The 16,607-nt window shown below is 65.7% G+C and carries 21 protein-coding genes; 7 read left to right on the forward strand and 14 right to left on the reverse strand.

Annotated features, from left to right (window positions below):
* Positions 1–41 precede the first annotated feature (41 nt).
* From GPL20_RS36350 to coxB, 9 genes are all read right to left on the reverse strand, one after another.
* Positions 42–407 (reverse strand): nuclear transport factor 2 family protein, encoded by a 366-nt coding sequence (locus GPL20_RS36350; RefSeq protein WP_254126104.1) that lies wholly within the window; start codon positions 405–407, stop codon positions 42–44.
* 115 nt (positions 408–522) lie between these two features.
* Positions 523–1,275 carry an SURF1 family protein gene (locus GPL20_RS36355; protein WP_157337158.1) on the reverse strand — a complete coding sequence of 251 codons (753 nt, stop codon included), beginning with the start codon at positions 1,273–1,275 and terminating at the stop codon, positions 523–525.
* On the reverse strand, positions 1,272–1,673 hold the full coding sequence (locus GPL20_RS36360) for a DUF983 domain-containing protein (RefSeq protein ID WP_157337159.1): 402 nt from the start codon (positions 1,671–1,673) through the stop codon (positions 1,272–1,274). The genes GPL20_RS36355 and GPL20_RS36360 overlap by 4 nt, the downstream gene beginning before the upstream one ends.
* Positions 1,674–1,770: 97 nt before the next feature.
* Positions 1,771–2,667: a cytochrome c oxidase subunit 3 gene (locus GPL20_RS36365; protein ID WP_157337161.1), complete on the reverse strand. Its 897-nt coding sequence runs from the start codon at positions 2,665–2,667 to the stop codon at positions 1,771–1,773.
* 79 nt (positions 2,668–2,746) lie between these two features.
* Entirely contained in the window at positions 2,747–3,391 is a 645-nt protein-coding gene (locus GPL20_RS36370; RefSeq protein ID WP_157337163.1) for a cytochrome c oxidase assembly protein, read from the reverse strand.
* A gap of 5 nt (positions 3,392–3,396) precedes the next feature.
* Entirely contained in the window at positions 3,397–3,573 is a 177-nt protein-coding gene (locus tag GPL20_RS36375; protein WP_157337165.1) for a CoxF protein, read from the reverse strand.
* Positions 3,570–4,514, reverse strand: a complete 945-nt coding sequence (locus tag GPL20_RS36380; protein WP_254126102.1) for a heme o synthase — start codon at positions 4,512–4,514, stop codon at positions 3,570–3,572. The genes GPL20_RS36375 and GPL20_RS36380 overlap by 4 nt, the downstream gene beginning before the upstream one ends.
* Before the next feature lie 61 nt (positions 4,515–4,575).
* A complete protein-coding gene (gene ctaD / locus GPL20_RS36385; RefSeq protein WP_157337167.1) occupies positions 4,576–6,201 on the reverse strand; it encodes a cytochrome c oxidase subunit I in 1,626 nt (541 codons plus the stop codon).
* Between the two features lie 89 nt (positions 6,202–6,290).
* Complete coding sequence (coxB, locus tag GPL20_RS36390; protein ID WP_157337169.1) at positions 6,291–7,145, reverse strand: cytochrome c oxidase subunit II; 855 nt, start codon at positions 7,143–7,145, stop codon at positions 6,291–6,293.
* A gap of 448 nt (positions 7,146–7,593) precedes the next feature.
* Here coxB and GPL20_RS36395 point away from each other — a divergent pair, with 448 nt between their 5' ends.
* A complete protein-coding gene (locus GPL20_RS36395) occupies positions 7,594–8,127 on the forward strand; it encodes an invasion associated locus B family protein (RefSeq protein ID WP_157337171.1) in 534 nt (177 codons plus the stop codon).
* A gap of 15 nt (positions 8,128–8,142) precedes the next feature.
* On the opposite strand, the gene GPL20_RS40360 is transcribed toward GPL20_RS36395, so the two are convergent.
* Positions 8,143–8,328 carry a DUF5615 family PIN-like protein gene (locus tag GPL20_RS40360; protein ID WP_167533358.1) on the reverse strand — a complete coding sequence of 62 codons (186 nt, stop codon included), beginning with the start codon at positions 8,326–8,328 and terminating at the stop codon, positions 8,143–8,145.
* Positions 8,325–8,549: a DUF433 domain-containing protein gene (locus GPL20_RS36400; RefSeq protein ID WP_157337193.1), complete on the reverse strand. Its 225-nt coding sequence runs from the start codon at positions 8,547–8,549 to the stop codon at positions 8,325–8,327. The genes GPL20_RS40360 and GPL20_RS36400 overlap by 4 nt, the downstream gene beginning before the upstream one ends.
* A gap of 152 nt (positions 8,550–8,701) precedes the next feature.
* Here GPL20_RS36400 and tldD point away from each other — a divergent pair, with 152 nt between their 5' ends.
* From tldD to GPL20_RS36420, 4 genes are all read left to right on the forward strand, one after another.
* On the forward strand, positions 8,702–10,129 hold the full coding sequence (gene tldD, locus GPL20_RS36405) for a metalloprotease TldD (protein WP_157337173.1): 1,428 nt from the start codon (positions 8,702–8,704) through the stop codon (positions 10,127–10,129).
* Positions 10,126–10,905: a signal peptidase I gene (lepB, locus tag GPL20_RS36410; protein ID WP_157337175.1), complete on the forward strand. Its 780-nt coding sequence runs from the start codon at positions 10,126–10,128 to the stop codon at positions 10,903–10,905. The genes tldD and lepB overlap by 4 nt, the downstream gene beginning before the upstream one ends.
* 125 nt (positions 10,906–11,030) lie before the next feature.
* The gene (locus tag GPL20_RS36415) at positions 11,031–11,372 is read left to right on the forward strand and encodes an MmcQ/YjbR family DNA-binding protein (RefSeq protein ID WP_157337178.1); all 342 of its coding nucleotides are present in this window, start codon (positions 11,031–11,033) and stop codon (positions 11,370–11,372) included.
* Between the two features lie 12 nt (positions 11,373–11,384).
* Entirely contained in the window at positions 11,385–11,951 is a 567-nt protein-coding gene (locus GPL20_RS36420) for a nucleotidyltransferase family protein (protein ID WP_157337180.1), read from the forward strand.
* Between the two features lie 12 nt (positions 11,952–11,963).
* On the opposite strand, the gene GPL20_RS36425 is transcribed toward GPL20_RS36420, so the two are convergent.
* The gene (locus tag GPL20_RS36425; protein WP_157337182.1) at positions 11,964–12,827 is read right to left on the reverse strand and encodes a LysR family transcriptional regulator; all 864 of its coding nucleotides are present in this window, start codon (positions 12,825–12,827) and stop codon (positions 11,964–11,966) included.
* A 95-nt stretch (positions 12,828–12,922) separates the two neighbouring features.
* Between GPL20_RS36425 and GPL20_RS36430 the strand changes: the two genes are divergently transcribed.
* Together GPL20_RS36430 and GPL20_RS36435 are read left to right on the forward strand one after the other, a co-directional pair.
* Positions 12,923–13,831 carry a DMT family transporter gene (locus tag GPL20_RS36430; RefSeq protein WP_157337184.1) on the forward strand — a complete coding sequence of 303 codons (909 nt, stop codon included), beginning with the start codon at positions 12,923–12,925 and terminating at the stop codon, positions 13,829–13,831.
* 12 nt (positions 13,832–13,843) lie between these two features.
* On the forward strand, positions 13,844–14,617 hold the full coding sequence (locus tag GPL20_RS36435) for an MBL fold metallo-hydrolase (RefSeq protein WP_157337186.1): 774 nt from the start codon (positions 13,844–13,846) through the stop codon (positions 14,615–14,617).
* A gap of 107 nt (positions 14,618–14,724) precedes the next feature.
* Here the strand turns inward: GPL20_RS36435 and GPL20_RS36440 are convergent, their stop codons facing one another.
* Positions 14,725–15,495 carry a TIGR02186 family protein gene (locus GPL20_RS36440; protein WP_157337188.1) on the reverse strand — a complete coding sequence of 257 codons (771 nt, stop codon included), beginning with the start codon at positions 15,493–15,495 and terminating at the stop codon, positions 14,725–14,727.
* A complete protein-coding gene (locus GPL20_RS36445; RefSeq protein WP_157337190.1) occupies positions 15,492–16,409 on the reverse strand; it encodes a sulfite exporter TauE/SafE family protein in 918 nt (305 codons plus the stop codon). Before GPL20_RS36445 ends, GPL20_RS36440 begins: the two co-directional genes overlap by 4 nt.
* Positions 16,410–16,607: the final 198 nt, after the last annotated feature.

Below are 16,607 nucleotides of genomic sequence, written 5' to 3' on the forward strand. Positions count from 1 at the left end.
CGAAGCGTGACGTCAGATGGTGGATGATGTGCGGGTCGGGATCAGCACGCGCAGCCGTCGTGCGGGGTCTGCCGCGCCGGTGCGCACAGCGTGCGGTAGATCTTGCCTTCGGAGCTGAAGCGAAACGAGGCGTGGATGCGCAGCGCGCCTGCGATCGAATATTCGAGATCGATGCCGTGCGGCACAGGATTGATCTCTTCGAGACCGAAGCCTGCCGATGAGAAGGTGCTGAGCCGCGGCCCCCAATAGGTTTCGAGCTCGCGTCGGCCGCGATAGCGCTGCGTTCCGTTGCACGAGCACTCGACCTGGGCATCGTCGGCATAGAGGTCGAGCAACGTCGCAAGGTCGCCCTTCCGGCAGGCGTCCACCCAATCGACGACAATTCCCATCTGATCAAAATCACGCACGCCGCAATCCTCTGCCGCGGACAACCGAGCGCGGCTTAGGACCACACTCGTGAATGTCCGCTGAATGGTAAAGCCCGGGCGATACCGGGTTCCCTCGGGGTGTCCACTGATGAGCTCAGCCTTGCTGCCGGCCCCTCGCCCACACGGCGAAAGCGATCAACAGGGCGCCTGCAAGCGTGAACCAGGTGATGGCGTATTGCAGGTGATCGTCCTTCAGATGCACGTCGAGGGGACCCGGACGCGGGATGCCGTACTCGGGCACCGGCTGCTCGAGGTCGACATAGAACGGCGCAACCGCGCCCCAGCCGAGCGCGCTTGCGATTCCCAGATGATCGCGCACGAACCAGAGCCGCTTGTCGCGGTTCTCCGCCGGCGTGAGCCAGCCGGGGGCCTCGGGAAAGCGCAGATAGCCGGTGAGCGCGACCGGCTGCCCCGTGACGAGTTTCCTCACCGCGCGATCCTCGACGCTGCGATCCTGCATCGTGTTCTCGACGAAGCCGGCATCGATCACGACCGTCTCGCCGCCTGGAAGCCGCACCGGCAGGAACGCCCAGGTGCCGGGGCCGGAGGCATCCTTGCGCACGGCCGAGCCGGAGGAATAGACCATCGCATCGGGCAGCGGCGCGTAGGTCGCGGTGAAGCTGACCCGGCGGAACTCATCGCGGGCGGGATTGAGCGCGGCCCATTGCGCGGGCGGCGGCATCGCGACCGGCGCGGCCGCAAGCCGCTCGGTGAGGGCCGCGATCAATTCGTGCTTGGCTGTTCGGCGCTGCAACTGCCAGACGCCGAGCGCGACGAACACGGCCGTCAGGAGCAGCGTGAACAGCGCGAAGCCGGCCACGCGAGGCTTACGCGCCGTCTTGGTCATTTCGCGCGGTCGATGAGTCGGCCCGGCGCCGCCTTGTGGTGGAATTGCAGCGCGATCAGCAGCGACTTCATCGCGCGCAGCGGCAGCAGCGTGGTGGCGAGGATCAGCGGCAGCCAGAGCACCGCATGCAGCCAGAACGGCGGCTGATACTTGACCTCGACGACGAGCGCACAGCCGACCACGATCGCGCCGGCCAGCATGATGATGAAGATCGCCGGGCCGTCGCCGGTATCGATGAAGGCGTAGTCCAATCCGCAGCGCTCGCAGCGAGGCGCGAGCGTCAGGAAGCCCGCATAGAGCTTGCCCTCACCACAGCGCGGGCACTTGCAGGCAAGCCCGCGCAGCGCGCTTTGCAGGACGGTGGTTTCGGCCTCGGATGGGCCGGCGGTGTCGTTCATGGGAAAGGACCCTATCACAGTTTCCGCCGAAACTTCAGGCGGCCGAAAGCGAAAGGGCGGCCCCACGGCCGCCCTTTCTGATCTTCTGCGTCGCGGCTCAGTGCGCGCCGTGAGCCATGGTCGCGGCGCCCTGTCCCCACACATAGATGCAGAGGAACAGGAACAGCCAGACCACATCGACGAAATGCCAATACCAGGCGGCGAACTCGAAGCCGAGATGCTGCTTCGGCGTGAAGTGGCCGGCATAGGCGCGGGCAAGGCACACGATCAGGAAGATGGTGCCGACCAGCACATGGAAGCCGTGGAAGCCGGTCGCCATGAAGAAGGTCGCACCATAGACGTTGCCGGCGAAGGAGAACGCCGCATGGCTGTACTCGTAGGCCTGCACGCAGGTGAAGAGCGCGCCGAGCACGACGGTCAGGATCAGGCCATACTTCAGGCCCTGGCGATCGTTCTCGAGCAGCGCATGGTGCGCCCAGGTCACCGTGGTGCCGGAGGTGAGCAGGATCAGCGTGTTGAGCAGCGGCAGATGCCAGGGATCGAAGGTCTCGATGCCCTTCGGCGGCCAGGTGCCGGGGACCGCGCAGGCGCCGGCCTGGGTGCCGAGGCCGCAGCCGAACACCGCATCGCGCGTCGCATGGACGGCATCGGCCGGAAACAGCGCGGCGTTGAAATAGGCCCAGAACCAGGCCACGAAGAACATCACCTCGGAGGCGATGAACAGGATCATGCCGTAGCGGTGATGAAGCTGCACGACGCGGGTGTGGTCGCCCTTGTACTGGGCTTCCTTGATCACGTCGCCCCACCAGCTCGCCATGGTGTAGAGCACGCCGACGGTACCGACGCCGAACACGATCGGCGCGGCCGAGAACATGTGATGCATCCAGGCGATCGCGCCGACCGCCATGATGAAGGCGGAGAGCGAGCCGACGGCCGGCCAGGGAGAGGGATCGACCAGATGATAGTCGTGATGCTTGGTGTGCGCCGTAGCCATTTGCCGTCTCTCTCCTCAATCCCGTGCCTGCGCGGCACTTATCCCCTTGTGTCCAATCCCCGCGGCGCGAGCCCGGCGATCAGAGATTTCCCTTGCGTTTGTCGTCCTCACCCGATGCCAGCGGCTTCACCACCGGATCGCGCACCGGATAGAACGTGTAGGACAGCGTGATCGTATTCAGCCCGTCGTTCTCGTGGTCGTCGGCGATCGACGGGTCGACGTAGAACACGACCGGCATTTCCCGCTTCTCGCCGGGCGCCATGGTCTGCTCGGTGAAGCAGAAGCAGTTGATCTTCTGGAAATAGGAGCCGACCGTCAGCGGGGCGACGTTGTAGGCGGCCTGGCCTGCGGTGGTCCGCGCGGCCTGGTTGGTGACGGTGTAGAAGACAGTCACGACCTGGCCGATATTGACCTCGATCTCGTTCTGCTCCGGCTCGAACTTCCAGGGCAGGCCGGGCGCGACGTTGGAATCGAAGCGTACTGCGATCTTGCGCGCGATCGGACCGGTGGCGGGCGCGGAGGTCGCGACCTGGGTCGTGCCGTTGAAGCCGGTGGCGCGGCAGAACCAGTTGTAGAACGGCACCGCCGCGTAGGAGGCGCCGACCATCAGCGCCACCACGCCGCCGCAGATCGAGGCGACCATCGCGTCGCGGCCAAGGCCACGGAGACGGCCCTTGCCGGCCGTCCGGCCCTGATCCCGCGATATGGTCGGCTCGTGATCCATTTTTCCTACATCGGCCGGACGAGAACTGCCGGTCCCTTGACCATGGTGACGGCGAAGAACAGCACCACGAGCACGCCGAGCGCCAAAGCAATGGCGATCGAGCGCTGACGACGGCTCCGCTTCTGCGCCTCGGTGAGGACGATTCCATCTGGCTCGGGTTTGTCGGCCATTCCTGCGATCATGCGCCCCCTACCATCGGAGCAAGCGCCCGGAACACGACCTCGGCCAGCAAGGTCGCAAACAGCGCGAACAGATAAAGGATCGAGAAGGCAAACAGCTTGCGGGTCGCGCGCAGCGACTGGCTGCGCTCGCGGCGCATATAGACGTTGATCGCGAGCACCAGCATGCCGGCGCCGAGGATCAGCGAGACCACGCCGTAGACCGCGTCGAAATAGCCGAGCGCCCAGGGCGCGGCGGCGACCGCGATCAGCACGATGGTGTAGAGCAGGATCTGAAGGCGCGTCGCGTCGGGACCAGCGACGTTGGGCAACATCGGAATGCCGGCACGCGCATAGTCGTCGGAGCGGAACAGCGCCAGCGCCCAGAAGTGCGGCGGGGTCCAGAAGAAGATGATGGCGAACAGCAGCAGCGGCTCGACATCGACCGTGCCGGTCACCGCGGCCCAGGCCACCACCGGCGGCAGCGCGCCGGCGGCGCCGCCGATCACGATGTTCTGCGCGGTCCAGCGCTTCAGGAGAAGCGTGTAGATCACGACGTAGAAGAAGATGGTGAAGGCGAGCAGCGCGCCCGCGATCCAGTTGACGAGGATGCCGAGCGTCATCACCGAGAAGAAGGCGAGCGTCGTGCCGAACGCCATCGCCTCGGGACGGGTGATGCGGCCGCGCGGGATCGGCCGGTTCGCCGTGCGCGACATCTTGGCGTCGATGTCGCCTTCGAGCGCCATGTTGAGCGCGCCGGAGGCGCCTGCACCGACGGCGATGCAGAGCAGCGAGGTGATCGCCAGCACCCAGTGGAAATGCCCGGGCGCCATCGCCATCCCGACCAGCGCGGTGAAGACCACCAGCGACATCACCCGCGGCTTGAGCAGCGCGATGTAATCGCCGACCTCCGCTTCGGAGATGCGGGGATTGATGTCGATGGCGTTGTGGTCGAGGACGGACACTTAATTCAACTCGCTTCGTTACGGAGCCGCGGCGCCCGTCACGGGCGCCGCGGATTATGGCTTACTGCACGCGGGGCAGCACTTCGAACTGGTGGAAGGGCGGCGGCGAGGGCAACGTCCACTCCAGCGTGGTCGCACCCGCACCCCACGGATTGTCGCCGGCCGGCACCTTCTTCATGAAGGCGTCAATCACGCAGTAGAGGAAGATCAGGACGCCGAAGCCGGAGATGTAGGAGCCGAGCGAGGAGACCAGGTTCCAGCCCGCGAACGCGTCGGGATAATCGACATAGCGGCGCGGCATGCCCGACAGGCCGAGGAAGTGCTGCGGGAAGAACACCAGGTTGACGCCGATGAAGGTGACCCAGAAGTGCGCCTTCGCCAGCGTCTCGTTGTACATGTAGCCCGACATCTTCGGGAACCAGTAGTACCAGCCGGCAAAGATCCCGAATACCGCGCCGAGCGAGAGCACGTAGTGGAAGTGCGCGACGACGTAGTAGGTCTCCTGGAGCACACGGTCGACGCCGGCGTTCGCCAGCACGACGCCGGTGACGCCACCGACCGTGAACAGGAAGATGAATCCCACCGCCCAGATCATCGGCGCACGGAACTCGATCGAGCCGCCCCACATCGTGGCGATCCACGAGAAGATCTTCACGCCGGTCGGGACCGCGATGACCATCGTGGCCGCGACGAAATAGGCCTGCGTCGCCGAGGACATGCCGACCGTGTACATGTGGTGCGCCCACACCACGAAGCCGATGCCGCCGATCGCGACCATGGCGTAGGCCATGCCGAGATATCCGAACACGGGCTTGCGCGAGAAGGTCGAGACAATCTGGCTGATCATGCCGAAGGCGGGCAGGATCAGGATGTACACCTCGGGGTGACCGAAGAACCAGAACAGGTGCTGGAACAGCACGGGGTCGCCGCCGCCGTCGGGCGCGAAGAACGTCGTGCCGAAATTGCGGTCGGTGAGCAGCATGGTGATCGCGCCGGCGAGGACCGGCAGCGACAGCAGCAGCAGGAACACCGTCACCAGGATCGACCACACGAACAGCGGCATCTTGTGCAGGGTCATGCCCGGCGCGCGCATGTTGAAGATCGTCGTGATGAAGTTGATGGCGCCGAGGATCGACGAGGCGCCCGCCAGATGCAGCGACAGGATCGCGAAGTCGACGGCCGGGCCCGGATGACCGGAGCTCGACAGCGGCACGTACATGGTCCAGCCGGCGCCGACGCCGTTGGCGCCCGGCTCGCCCTCGACGAAGGTCGACATCAGGAGCAGCGCGAAGGAGGCCGGCAGCAGCCAGAACGAGATGTTGTTCATGCGCGGGAACGCCATGTCGGGCGCGCCGATCATCAGCGGCACGAACCAGTTGCCGAACCCGCCGATCATCGCGGGCATGACCATGAAGAAGATCATGATCAGGCCGTGAGAGGTCACGAACACGTTATAGGTGTGCGTCTCGTGGAAGATCTGCACGCCGGGATACATCAGCTCGGCCCGGATCGCGATCGACATCGCGGCGCCGATGACGCCGGCGATGACCGCGAAGATCAGGTACATCGTGCCGATGTCCTTGTGGTTGGTCGAATAGACGTAGCGCCGCCATCCGGTCGGATGGGCGTGCTCGTCGTGCCCGTGGTCTTGCGCGTGATCGCCGTGTGCCGCTGCGCTCGTTGCCATTTTCAAATCCTGCCTTGCGTCCCGTTCGGACCTGATGCGGTCCCGCCCTTCATGTCGCTTTCACAGTCCCTCGAGCCGTCGCCCGGCGCTTACTGCGTCGGGCCGGCCGCGGAGGCGTAGGTGCTGGTGCCGCCGCTCGCAAATTTCTTCTTCGCCGCCTCGACCCAGGAGGCGAACTCCTGGTCGTCCACCACGCGGATCGCGATCGGCATGAAGGCATGATCCTTGCCGCATAGTTCCGAGCACTGGCCGTAATACATGCCGGTCTTGGTGGCCTTGAACCAGGTCTCGTTCAGGCGGCCCGGGATGGCGTCGATCTTGACGCCGAAAGCCGGCAGCGCGAAGGCGTGGATGACGTCGGCGCCGGTGACCTGGACCCGGATCACCTTGTTGACCGGCACCACCATCTCGTTGTCGACGCCGAGCAGGCGGGGCTGCTTGTCCTGGGCCATCAGCGAGTCGAACTCGAACTTGCCGTTATCCGGATAGGCATAGGACCAGTACCACTGCTTGCCCGTCGCCTTGACGGTCAGATCTGCCTTCGGAATGTCGAGCTGGAGGAACAGGAGCCGGAACGACGGCACCGCGATGCCCACCAGAATCAGCACCGGAACCAGGGTCCACACCACCTCGATCAACGTGTTGTGGGTGGTGCGCGACGGCACCGGATTGGCCTTCGCATTGAACCTGATGACCACGATCACCAGCAGCGCCAGGACGAACAGCGTGATCAGGGTGATCAGCACGAACAGGAAGTTGTGGAACCAGACGATGTTGTCCATCACCGGCGAGCCGGATTGCTGGAGCGTCCACTCCCACGGCGCCGGTTGCCCGAGCTCGGCGAATGCCACGCCGCCCGTCGCCAGCGTCATGCCAGCCGCCACCACGGCGATGGTGGCCATTCCCAGCAAATGCCGGCCCACCCGACCCATCGACATCCTCATGCCGTTCGCGCTCCCCTTACGAAATCACCCCGAGTGCGCTCCCCTGTTTCCGGGAAACGCTTATTCGATCCGCCCGTCTGACAAACCGCCACGCAAGAATACCTCTAAGAGGGATTGGGGCCAGATCGCTAGAACGCCGAAATCAAGCCTCTCAAACCATAATTCTTGATCTATCGCAATGCAGTCTTGGGCCTCATCTGCCAGGCATCACCCGCAAGATATTTCCTAGTAACATCAGACAAAAATACCGTTTCCCGGTATGCTGCGGCTTGACAGCGGAATTGCCCGCGGTAGGCACTGGCAGACAGCCGCGCAGGAACCTGATTCGTGCGGGCAATGGCGGTGCGCGGCGGCGCGGAATTTGCTTGGGAATTGCCTTCAAGACGCCGTCATTCCCGTATCAGTCCGCCAGGCGCGAGCGACCCAGGCGAGCAGAGGGACCGACCCGATGGGGTTTTCGAGATGGATGGCAAGGCAGGCTGACGGCCTCACGATGCTGGCCGCCGTGCTGGCGGCCGCCGTCGTCGTGGCACTGCCCGGCCTTGCCCATGCGCAGGGCGCGGTGCGCTCCGTTCATGGCGACTGGCAGATCCGCTGCGACACCCCGCCGGGCGCCCAGACCGAGCAATGCGCCCTGATCCAGAGCGTCGTGGCCGAAGACCGCTCCAATGCCGGTCTGACCGTGATCGTGCTCAAAACCGCCGACCAGAAGAGCCGCCTGATGCGGGTGGTCGCGCCGCTCGGCGTTCTCCTGCCCTCCGGCCTCGGCCTCAAGCTCGACAATCAGGACGTCGGCCGCGCCGGCTTCGTCCGCTGCCTGCCCAATGGCTGCGTCGCCGAGGTCGTGATGGACGACAAGCTGCTCGGCCAGCTCCGCAACGCCAAGACCGCGACCTTCATCATCTTCGAGACCCCGGAAGAAGGCATCGGCTTCCCGCTCAGCCTCAATGGCCTCGGCGAGGGCTACGACAAGCTGCCGTAGGGTTGTTACGCCGGCCTAGTAGATCTCAAGGCATACCGTGCCGTCATCGCCCTCGAAGGACTGAATCGTCTCTGCGTGTCGGCGAAGCAGGTCCGCAACTTCGGATAGCCCGTGAGCCCGAACGTGACTGGACTCCGGAAATAGGTCGGCAACGATCTGGCAAAGCTTGAAGCTGAGATTCTGATCGAACAGCAGCCTCATATCGGCGCGGTCACCAATCGCCTCTCGCGGTCGGCGGCATAGGCGAGGCAAGCGCGGATATCGTCCTCGGTCAGTTCGAGGAAGTCATCGAGGATCTGAGCGTGGGTCTGGCCGGCGGCCAGCCAGCCGAGCACATCTGCCACAGCGATCCGCATGTGACGGATGCACGGTCGCCCTCCACGCTTGCCGGGCTCAATCGAGATGATGTCTCGGTAATCCATGGACACAAGATAGCATCGATCCGCACTGGATGCAGCATCGGCATCGACGCCTCATCTAATCCTATCGTTTCCGTAATGTGACGGCCCGCCCCCTCGCGGAACCGTTCCGAAACCATTATCTTGCCCCACATCTTCCGATAATGGACGGACGCATGACCAACCCTGCCACAACCTCCCTGCTCGACCGCGCCAATCTCGATCGCGACCAGGTTCGCAACGAGGTCGCGCGCGGGCTCGCCGGTGCCGATGACGGTGAGCTGTTCCTGGAATACAGCCAGACCGAAGCGCTGATGTTCGACAATGGGCGGCTGAAGCAGGCGACCTACGACACCTCGCAGGGCTTTGGCCTGCGCGCCGTCAAGGACGACGCGGTCGGCTATGCGCATTCTTCCGACGTGTCGCTGCCGGCGCTGATTCGCGCCGCCGATGCCGTCGCGGCGGTGCGCGGCGGCTACTCCGGCAGCTTTGCGGCGCCGCCCCCGCGCACCAATGTGCGGCTCTATGGCGACGACAATCCGCTGGATGCGCCGGGCTTCGAGACCAAGGTCAAGCTGCTCGCCGAGATCGACGCCTATCTGCGCGACAAGGATCCGCGGGTGCGGCAGGTCAGCGTTAGCCTCGGCGCGACCTGGCAGGTCGTGGAGATCCTGCGGCCCGACGGCGAGAGCTATCGCGACATCCGCCCGCTCGTGCGCGTCAACGTATCCGTCGTCGCCGGCCAGGGCGACCGTCAGGAGAGCGGCAGCAAGGGCTATGGCGGCCGCGCCGGCTATGCCGAATTCATCGAGAGCAAGAACTGGCGCGAGGCCGCCGACGGCGCGCTGCGTGAGGCCCTCGTCAATCTGGAATCGATTCCCGCCCCCGCCGGCGAGATGGACGTCGTGCTGGGCGCCGGCTGGCCCGGCGTGATGCTGCATGAAGCCGTCGGCCACGGCCTCGAAGGCGACTTCAACCGCAAGAAGACCTCGGCGTTCGCCGGCCTGATGGGCCAGCAGGTCGCGGCCAAGGGCGTCACCGTCGTCGACGACGGCACGATCGCCTCGCGCCGCGGCTCGCTCTCGATCGACGACGAGGGCACGCCGACCAACCGCACCGTGCTGATCGAGGACGGCATCCTGGTCGGCTACATGCAGGACCGCCAGAACGCGCGCCTGATGAACATGAAGCCGACCGGCAACGGCCGCCGCCAGGGCTATGCCCATGTGCCGATGCCGCGCATGACCAACACCTACATGCTCGCGGGCGACCGCGATCCGGCCGAGATCCTCGCCTCCGTGAAGAACGGCGTCTTCGCCGCGAATTTCGGCGGCGGCCAGGTCGACATCACCTCGGGCAAGTACGTGTTCCAGTGCACCGAGGCCTACAAGATCGAGAACGGCAAGCTGGGCGCGCCGCTGAAGGGCGCCATGCTGATCGGCAACGGGCCGACCGACCTGCACCGCATCCGCATGATCGGCAACGATCTCGCGCTCGACACCGGCATCGGCACCTGCGGCAAGAACGGCCAGGGCGTGCCGGTCGGCGTCGGCCAGCCGTCGCTCCTGATGGAACGCATTACGGTAGGTGGAACGGGCGCATGAGTGCTGAAGACAAGGTAACCGTCACCACCAAGCGGAAGAGCAGCGGCTGGGGCGGCCAGCTGCTGCAGCTCGCCGGTATCGTCGCCGCCGTGTTCATCGCCAAGGGCGCGCTCGCCGAGCCGTTCTACGTGCCGTCGGGCTCGATGGAGCCGACGCTGCTGATCGGCGATGCGCTGCTGGCCTCGAAATTCCCCTATGGCTACGGCACCTCGTCGCTGCCGATCCAGATCAACCTGCCCGAAACCGGGCGCGTGTTCGCGGAGACGCCGAAGCTCGGCGACGTCGTGGTGTTCCGCTGGCCCGGTGACCGCTCGCAGGCCTGGGTCAAGCGTGTCGTCGGCCTGCCCGGCGACCGTATCCAGATGCGGCAGGGCCAGCTCTTCATCAACGACCGCCCTGCCGAGCTGAAGCCGGATGGCGTTGGCGCTGCTGAAGACGACAATGGCGGCCGCGAGCCCGCCTACCGCTATATCGAGACGCTGCCGAACGGCGTCTCGCACCTGATCTTCAAGATGCGCGACAACGGCCCGCTCGACAACACGCCGGAAGTGACGGTGCCGCCCGGCCATCTGTTCGTGCTCGGCGACAACCGCGACAACTCCGCCGACAGCCGCGTGCCGCTGCGCTCCGGCGGTGTCGGCCTGTTGCCGATCGACAATCTGGTCGGCCGCGCCGATGCCGTGCTCGGCTCCTGGGATCTCGGCATCCGCGGCCAGCCGGTGTGGACATGGCTCTCCGGCTTCCGGCTCGCGCGGTTCTTCACCGCCGTGCATTGAAGACGCTCCTCATGGTGAGGAGCGCGTCTTTGCGCGTCTCGAACCATGAGGCCCGCGGCCCATCCTTCGAGACGCCGCGCAAGAGCGCGGCCCTCAGGATGAGGACTTCAATTGCGGAGACGTAGATGACCTTCGACGACGTCAGAAAATTTGCGCTGACGTGGCCGGAGGTCGAGGACGGCACCTCCTACGGCACGCCTGCGCTGAAGGTGCGCAAGAAGATGCTGGCGCGTCTGAAGGAGGATGGCGACAGTCTCGTCGTGCCTGACGTGCCGATTGACGAGCGCGCGATGCTGGTCGAGAGACAGCCGAGGATCTTCTACTTCACCGATCACTATGCCGACTATCCGATCGTGCTGATCCGCCTGTCGAAGGCGAAGCGCGCGACCGTCGAGCCGTTCCTGCGGCGACGCTGGCGCGGCCTCGCCTCGAAGGCGGCGCGCACCGCATTCGATGCTAGTGCGTGAGTGATTGCGGCGATGGATCGCGACCGCTTCCTCGCGCTGGCGCTGAACAACCCCATCAATGCTGCGATCATCGACGAACTGGCGCTGCTCGCGCTTCCCAACGCATGGCTGGTCTCGGGATGCCTGGTGCAGACGGCGTGGAACGTGCTCACGGGCCGCGCGATCGATCACGGCATCGCCGATTACGACGTGTTCTATTTCGACGCCGACACGTCATGGGAGGCGGAGGATGCGGTGATCCGGGAGATGCAGGCGCGGCTCGGGCATCTCGGCGTCAAGATCGAGACCCGCAACCAGGCCCGCGTGCATCTGTGGTATCCCGGCAAGCACCGCCTGCCCTACCCGCAGCTCGCCTGCTCGACCGACGGCATCGACCGCTTCCTGACGCAGAACACGCAGGTCGGCGTCAGGCGCGCAGGCGATGGCTTTGAGGTCTACGCGCCGCGCGGCTTCGATGATATCGCAGGGTTGATCGCGCGGCCCAATCCGGGCCCGAATTTCTCGGCGGCAAGCTATGCGGCGAAGGCCGCGCGATGGAAGGCGCTGTGGCCGGAGCTCACGGTGATTCCGGCAGAGTGAGTCGGCGCAGGATCACGCCGCCTTTGCCTGCACATTGTCGCAGAACTCCGCGAGCCGATTCGCAAGCCGCAACGTCGCGGGACTGGAGTCGGGCGAGGCCATCAGCGCCACCTCGGTCCTATTGATCGGCACAAAACCGTCCTTCGCGGTCAGCACGCGATGATCGGACTGGATCGACATCTCCGACAGGATGCTCAGCCCCATGCCGGCGGCGACCGCGGCCTGGATGCCGGCAAGGCTCGACGACGAATAGGTCATGTGCCAGGCGCGGCCGGCGCTCTCCAGCGCGTGGATGGCGCCGGCGCGATAGAGGCAGCCCGTCGGAAAACCGATCAGCGGCACCGAGGGCACGTTGACGTCGATCGGATGGCTCTTGCTGGTGACCCAATGCACCCGCTCCGGCCACACCGCGATGGCGCCCTTTTCGCCGGCTGCACGCTTGAACAGCGCCAGGTCGAGCTCGCCGCGTTCGAGCGCGCGGGACAGGTTCTTGCTCTGGTCGGCGCGCACGTCCAGCCGCAGCCCCGGATGCGAGCGCGAGAACGCGCCAAGCAGCTTTGCCAGCCGGTACGCCGCGAAATCCTCGGGAATGCCGAGCCTGATCGCGCCTTCGCCGTCCGGCTGGCGCAGCACGTCGCGCGCCTCCTCGGCGAGCGAGAGCAGCCGCCGCGCATAGGACAGCAGCCGCTCGCCGGCCTCAGTGGGGCGCACATCCTTGCCGTCGCGATGCAGCAGCACCTGGCCGACGTCCTCCTCCAGGCGCTTGATCTGCTGGCTGACGGTCGACTGGGTGCGGTGGACGCGCTCGCCGGCGCGGGTGAAGCCGCCGGCCTCGACCACCGAGACGAAGCTGCGCAGGAGCTCGAGGTCGAGCATGGGCGCCTCCATTCGAAAATCAACTTAACGGCAGTTAATCATTTAATTTCCAAATGACAAGCCTCCTCCCTAGATCGAGGGCTCAGGAGAATGTCATGTCCCTCGCCCCCTCGATTTCGGTTCCCCGCAGCCGGTTCAACGCGCTTCCCCTTTACATCGGCCTGTTCTGCCTGCTCTGGAGTTACGCCTTCGTCGCCGGCAAGATCGGCGTCACCCATTGTCCGCCGCTGATCCTGCTCGCGGCGCGCTTCTCGCTCGCCGGCGTCCTGATCCTCGGCGCCACGATGGTGCGTGGCGACTGGTCGCTGTCATGGCGCGACATCGCGATCTTCGCCGTGCTCGGCATCGCCAACAACGCGCTCTATCTCGGGCTCGGCTATACCGGCCTGCAATCGGTCTCGGCCGGACTCGGCGGGCTGATCGTCTCGGCCAATCCGGTGTTCACGGCAGCGCTCGCCGCGCTGCTGCTCGGCGAGGGCATGACCTGGCGCAAGGCGAGCGGCCTGTTGCTCGGAATCATCGGCGTGACGGCGATCGTCTGGCATCGCCTGTCGGTCGGCACCGACAGCTTGCACGGCATCGTGTTCACGCTGGCCTCGCTCGCCTCGATCGTCGCCGGCACCATCCTGTTCAAGCTGCTCGCGCCGAAGGGAAGCCTGTGGATCGGCAATGGCGTGCAGAATATTGCCGCCGGCATCGTGCTGGCGCCGGTCGCGCTGACCTTTGCCGACGTCCACGCGATCGACGTCACGCCGAGCCTGATCGGCGCCTTCGCCTTCCTCGTGCTCGGCGGTTCAATCCTCGCCTACTGGCTCTGGTTTCATCTCCTGAAAGTGTGTGGCGCCACCGCCGCCAGTGCCTATCATTTCCTGATGCCGCCGCTCGGCATTCTGTTCGCGTTCCTCGTGCTCGGCGAGCACGTCGAGGCCCGCGACCTGCTCGGGATCATTCCGGTCGCGCTCGGCATTTATCTGGTGACGCGCCCCGCACAGCCCGCCTCGTAACAGGAGTTCATCATGCCCGTTTCCATCACCCTGATCGGCGGTCCCACCGCGCTGATCGAGATCGACGGCTTTCGCCTGCTCACCGACCCGACCTTCGATGCGCCCGGCGCCTATCAGCTGCCGCATGTGAAGCTGGAGAAGACGATCGGCCCAGCCGTGAGGCCCGACGCGATCGGCCCGATCGATGCGGTGCTGCTCAGCCACGACCAGCACTCCGACAATCTCGACAATTCCGGGCGCGAATATCTCTTCAAGGTCAAGCGCGTGCTGACGACCGAGGCCGGCGCAAGGCGCCTCGGCGGCCATATCGAGGGCCTCGCGCCCTGGAGCGCCGCGCATCTGAAGAACGGTGACGGCAACACGCTGACGATCACCGCGACGCCCGCGCGCCACGGCCCGGCCGGCATCGAGCCGCTGTCGGGCGACGTCATCGGCTTCGTGGTGTCGTCGAGTCGGAAGGACACAAGCCCGGTCTATATCAGTGGCGACACCACCTGGTTCGACGGCGTCGCCGAAGTCGCGCGCCGCTTCAAATGCGGCGTGGTGCTGCCGTTCGCGGGCGCGGCGCAGACGCGCGGGCCGTTCCATCTCACCATGGACACCAATGACACCGTCGAGACCGCGCGCGCCTTTCCCGATGCGACGATCGTGCCGCTGCACACCGAAGGCTGGGCGCATTTCCGCCAGAACGGCGAGGACCTGCGCAAGACGTTCGACGTGCTCGGCTTCGGGACGCGGCTGCGCCTGCTGGAGCCGGGTGTGCCAACGGTGATCGAGGCGCCGTGAGCCGCCGCAGCCGTCATTGCGAGGAGCCAAGCGACGAAGCAATCCAGACTGTCTCCGCAGAGGGACTCCGGATTGCTTCGCTGCGCTCGCAATGACGGAGAGTGCGGCTAATCCTTCCGGAACACGATCGATGCCATCCATCCCGTCATCAGCGCCATCGCCACGGTGGCGAGGCCGTAGATCAGCCCGTTCTGTCGCGCGGTGGTGGCGACGAACTGCTCGAAGCCGACCTTGACGATCTCGAACGCGGTCTCGGTCTTGCCGATGAACGCACCATTGGCGAACAGCTTGATCTCGACCTCATAGGTGCCGATCGGCACCTCCGCCGGCAGGGGAATGCCGGTGCGGAACAGCGTCGGGGTCAGGAACGTCACCGCGCTCGGATCCTCGCGATAGAGTCCGCGCTGGGTGCGCAGGCGGATGAAGGCCGAGCGGAACGCGTCGTTCGGCACGACGTCGGCGTAGTCGCCGCTGACCCGCTGGGTCAGCAGCACGTTGTTGAGCCCGATCTGCTGCCGCCGTGCGATCTCGGGCGAGGTGATGAGGTCGAAGGGACGGTTGGCGAACAGCGCCAGATAGCTCGGCACTTGCAAGAACTGCCGGTAGTCGGTGTTGATCCAGATGCCGAAGGTGCGCTCCTTCCGCCGCGTCACCATGTCGGCGCGCGGGCCTATCACGGTAACAACGAGATCATAGGCGGTGCGGTCGGCGGGCGTGGTGGCGTCCTTCTCGACCGAGCCGAACAGCACCAGCTCCTCGCCGGAATAGTTCGGCGTCACCGTGACGCGGTGATTGGAGACGGACACGATCAGCCGCTCGGCGCGCGCGGCCGAACCGAGCAACAGGACGAGGAGGATTGCGAGAGCCGCGCGCATCATCCGCTCGCTCCCAGCTCGCGGATGGTGAAGAGATCCGCAGGTTGGATCACCAGCTCGATCGCGAAGCGGACGCCGACGGAGAGGATCAGCAGGCCGAGCAGCAGCCGCAACTGCTCGCCGCGGATCTTCTGTCCGGCACGCGCGCCGAACTGCGCGCCGGTGACGCCGCCGACCATCAGGATCAGCGCCAGCACGGCGTCGACCAGGTGATTGGTCACCGCATGCAGCATGGTCGCGACCAGCATGGTGACGAGGGTGAGGATCATCGAGGTGCCGATCACCGTCGAGGTCGGCACTCGCAGGAGGTAGATCATGATCGGAACCAGGATGAAGCCGCCGCCGATGCCCATGATCGAGCCGATGAAGCCGATCACGATGCCGACGATCACCACCGGAATCACCGACAGGTAGATCTTCGAGCGCTTGAAGCGCATCTTCAACGGCAGGCCGTGGATCCAGTTGTGGGTGCGCCGTGGCGGCACGGCGCCCCGGCGCGTCCGCAGCAGCGCGCGCAGGCCTTCCGAGAACATCAGGCTGCCGACCGTGGTGAGCAGCACGACGTAGGACAACGCGATCATCAGATCGAGCTGGCCGAGGGCGCGAAGCTGCGTGAAGGTCCACACCCCGAGCGCCGTGCCGGTCACGCCGCCGCATAACAGCACGCTGGCGAGCGCCGGATCGATCGCGCGCCGCCGCCAGTAAGAGAGTGCGCCGGAACAGGAGGACGCCGCGATATGGCTCGCGACGGAGGCGACCGCCACCGCGGGCGTGATGCCGATGAAGATCAGAAGCGGCGTCATCAGGAAGCCGCCGCCGATGCCGAACATGCCGGAGACGAAGCCGACCGCCGCGCCCATGGCCAGCACCAGGAAGACGTTGACCGGCAGATCGGCGATCGGGAGGTAGAGCTGCATCGAAGGACCACGCTCCGGCGAGACGGATCGATTGCGCGGAATGCTCGCGGGGAAGGTCGGAACGATTGCCGCGCCCCTCAATAGCGGAATTCGCCGCCGGGCGGATCAGGAATCTTGGTGTGCTTCCGCAGTGAGATTCCCCAAGCGGAGAAAACCCTCACCCGCGCCTTCGGCGCGACCTCTCCCGCAAGCGGGAGA

The organism is Bradyrhizobium cajani, assembly GCF_009759665.1.
Lineage (GTDB): Bacteria > Pseudomonadota > Alphaproteobacteria > Rhizobiales > Xanthobacteraceae > Bradyrhizobium > Bradyrhizobium cajani.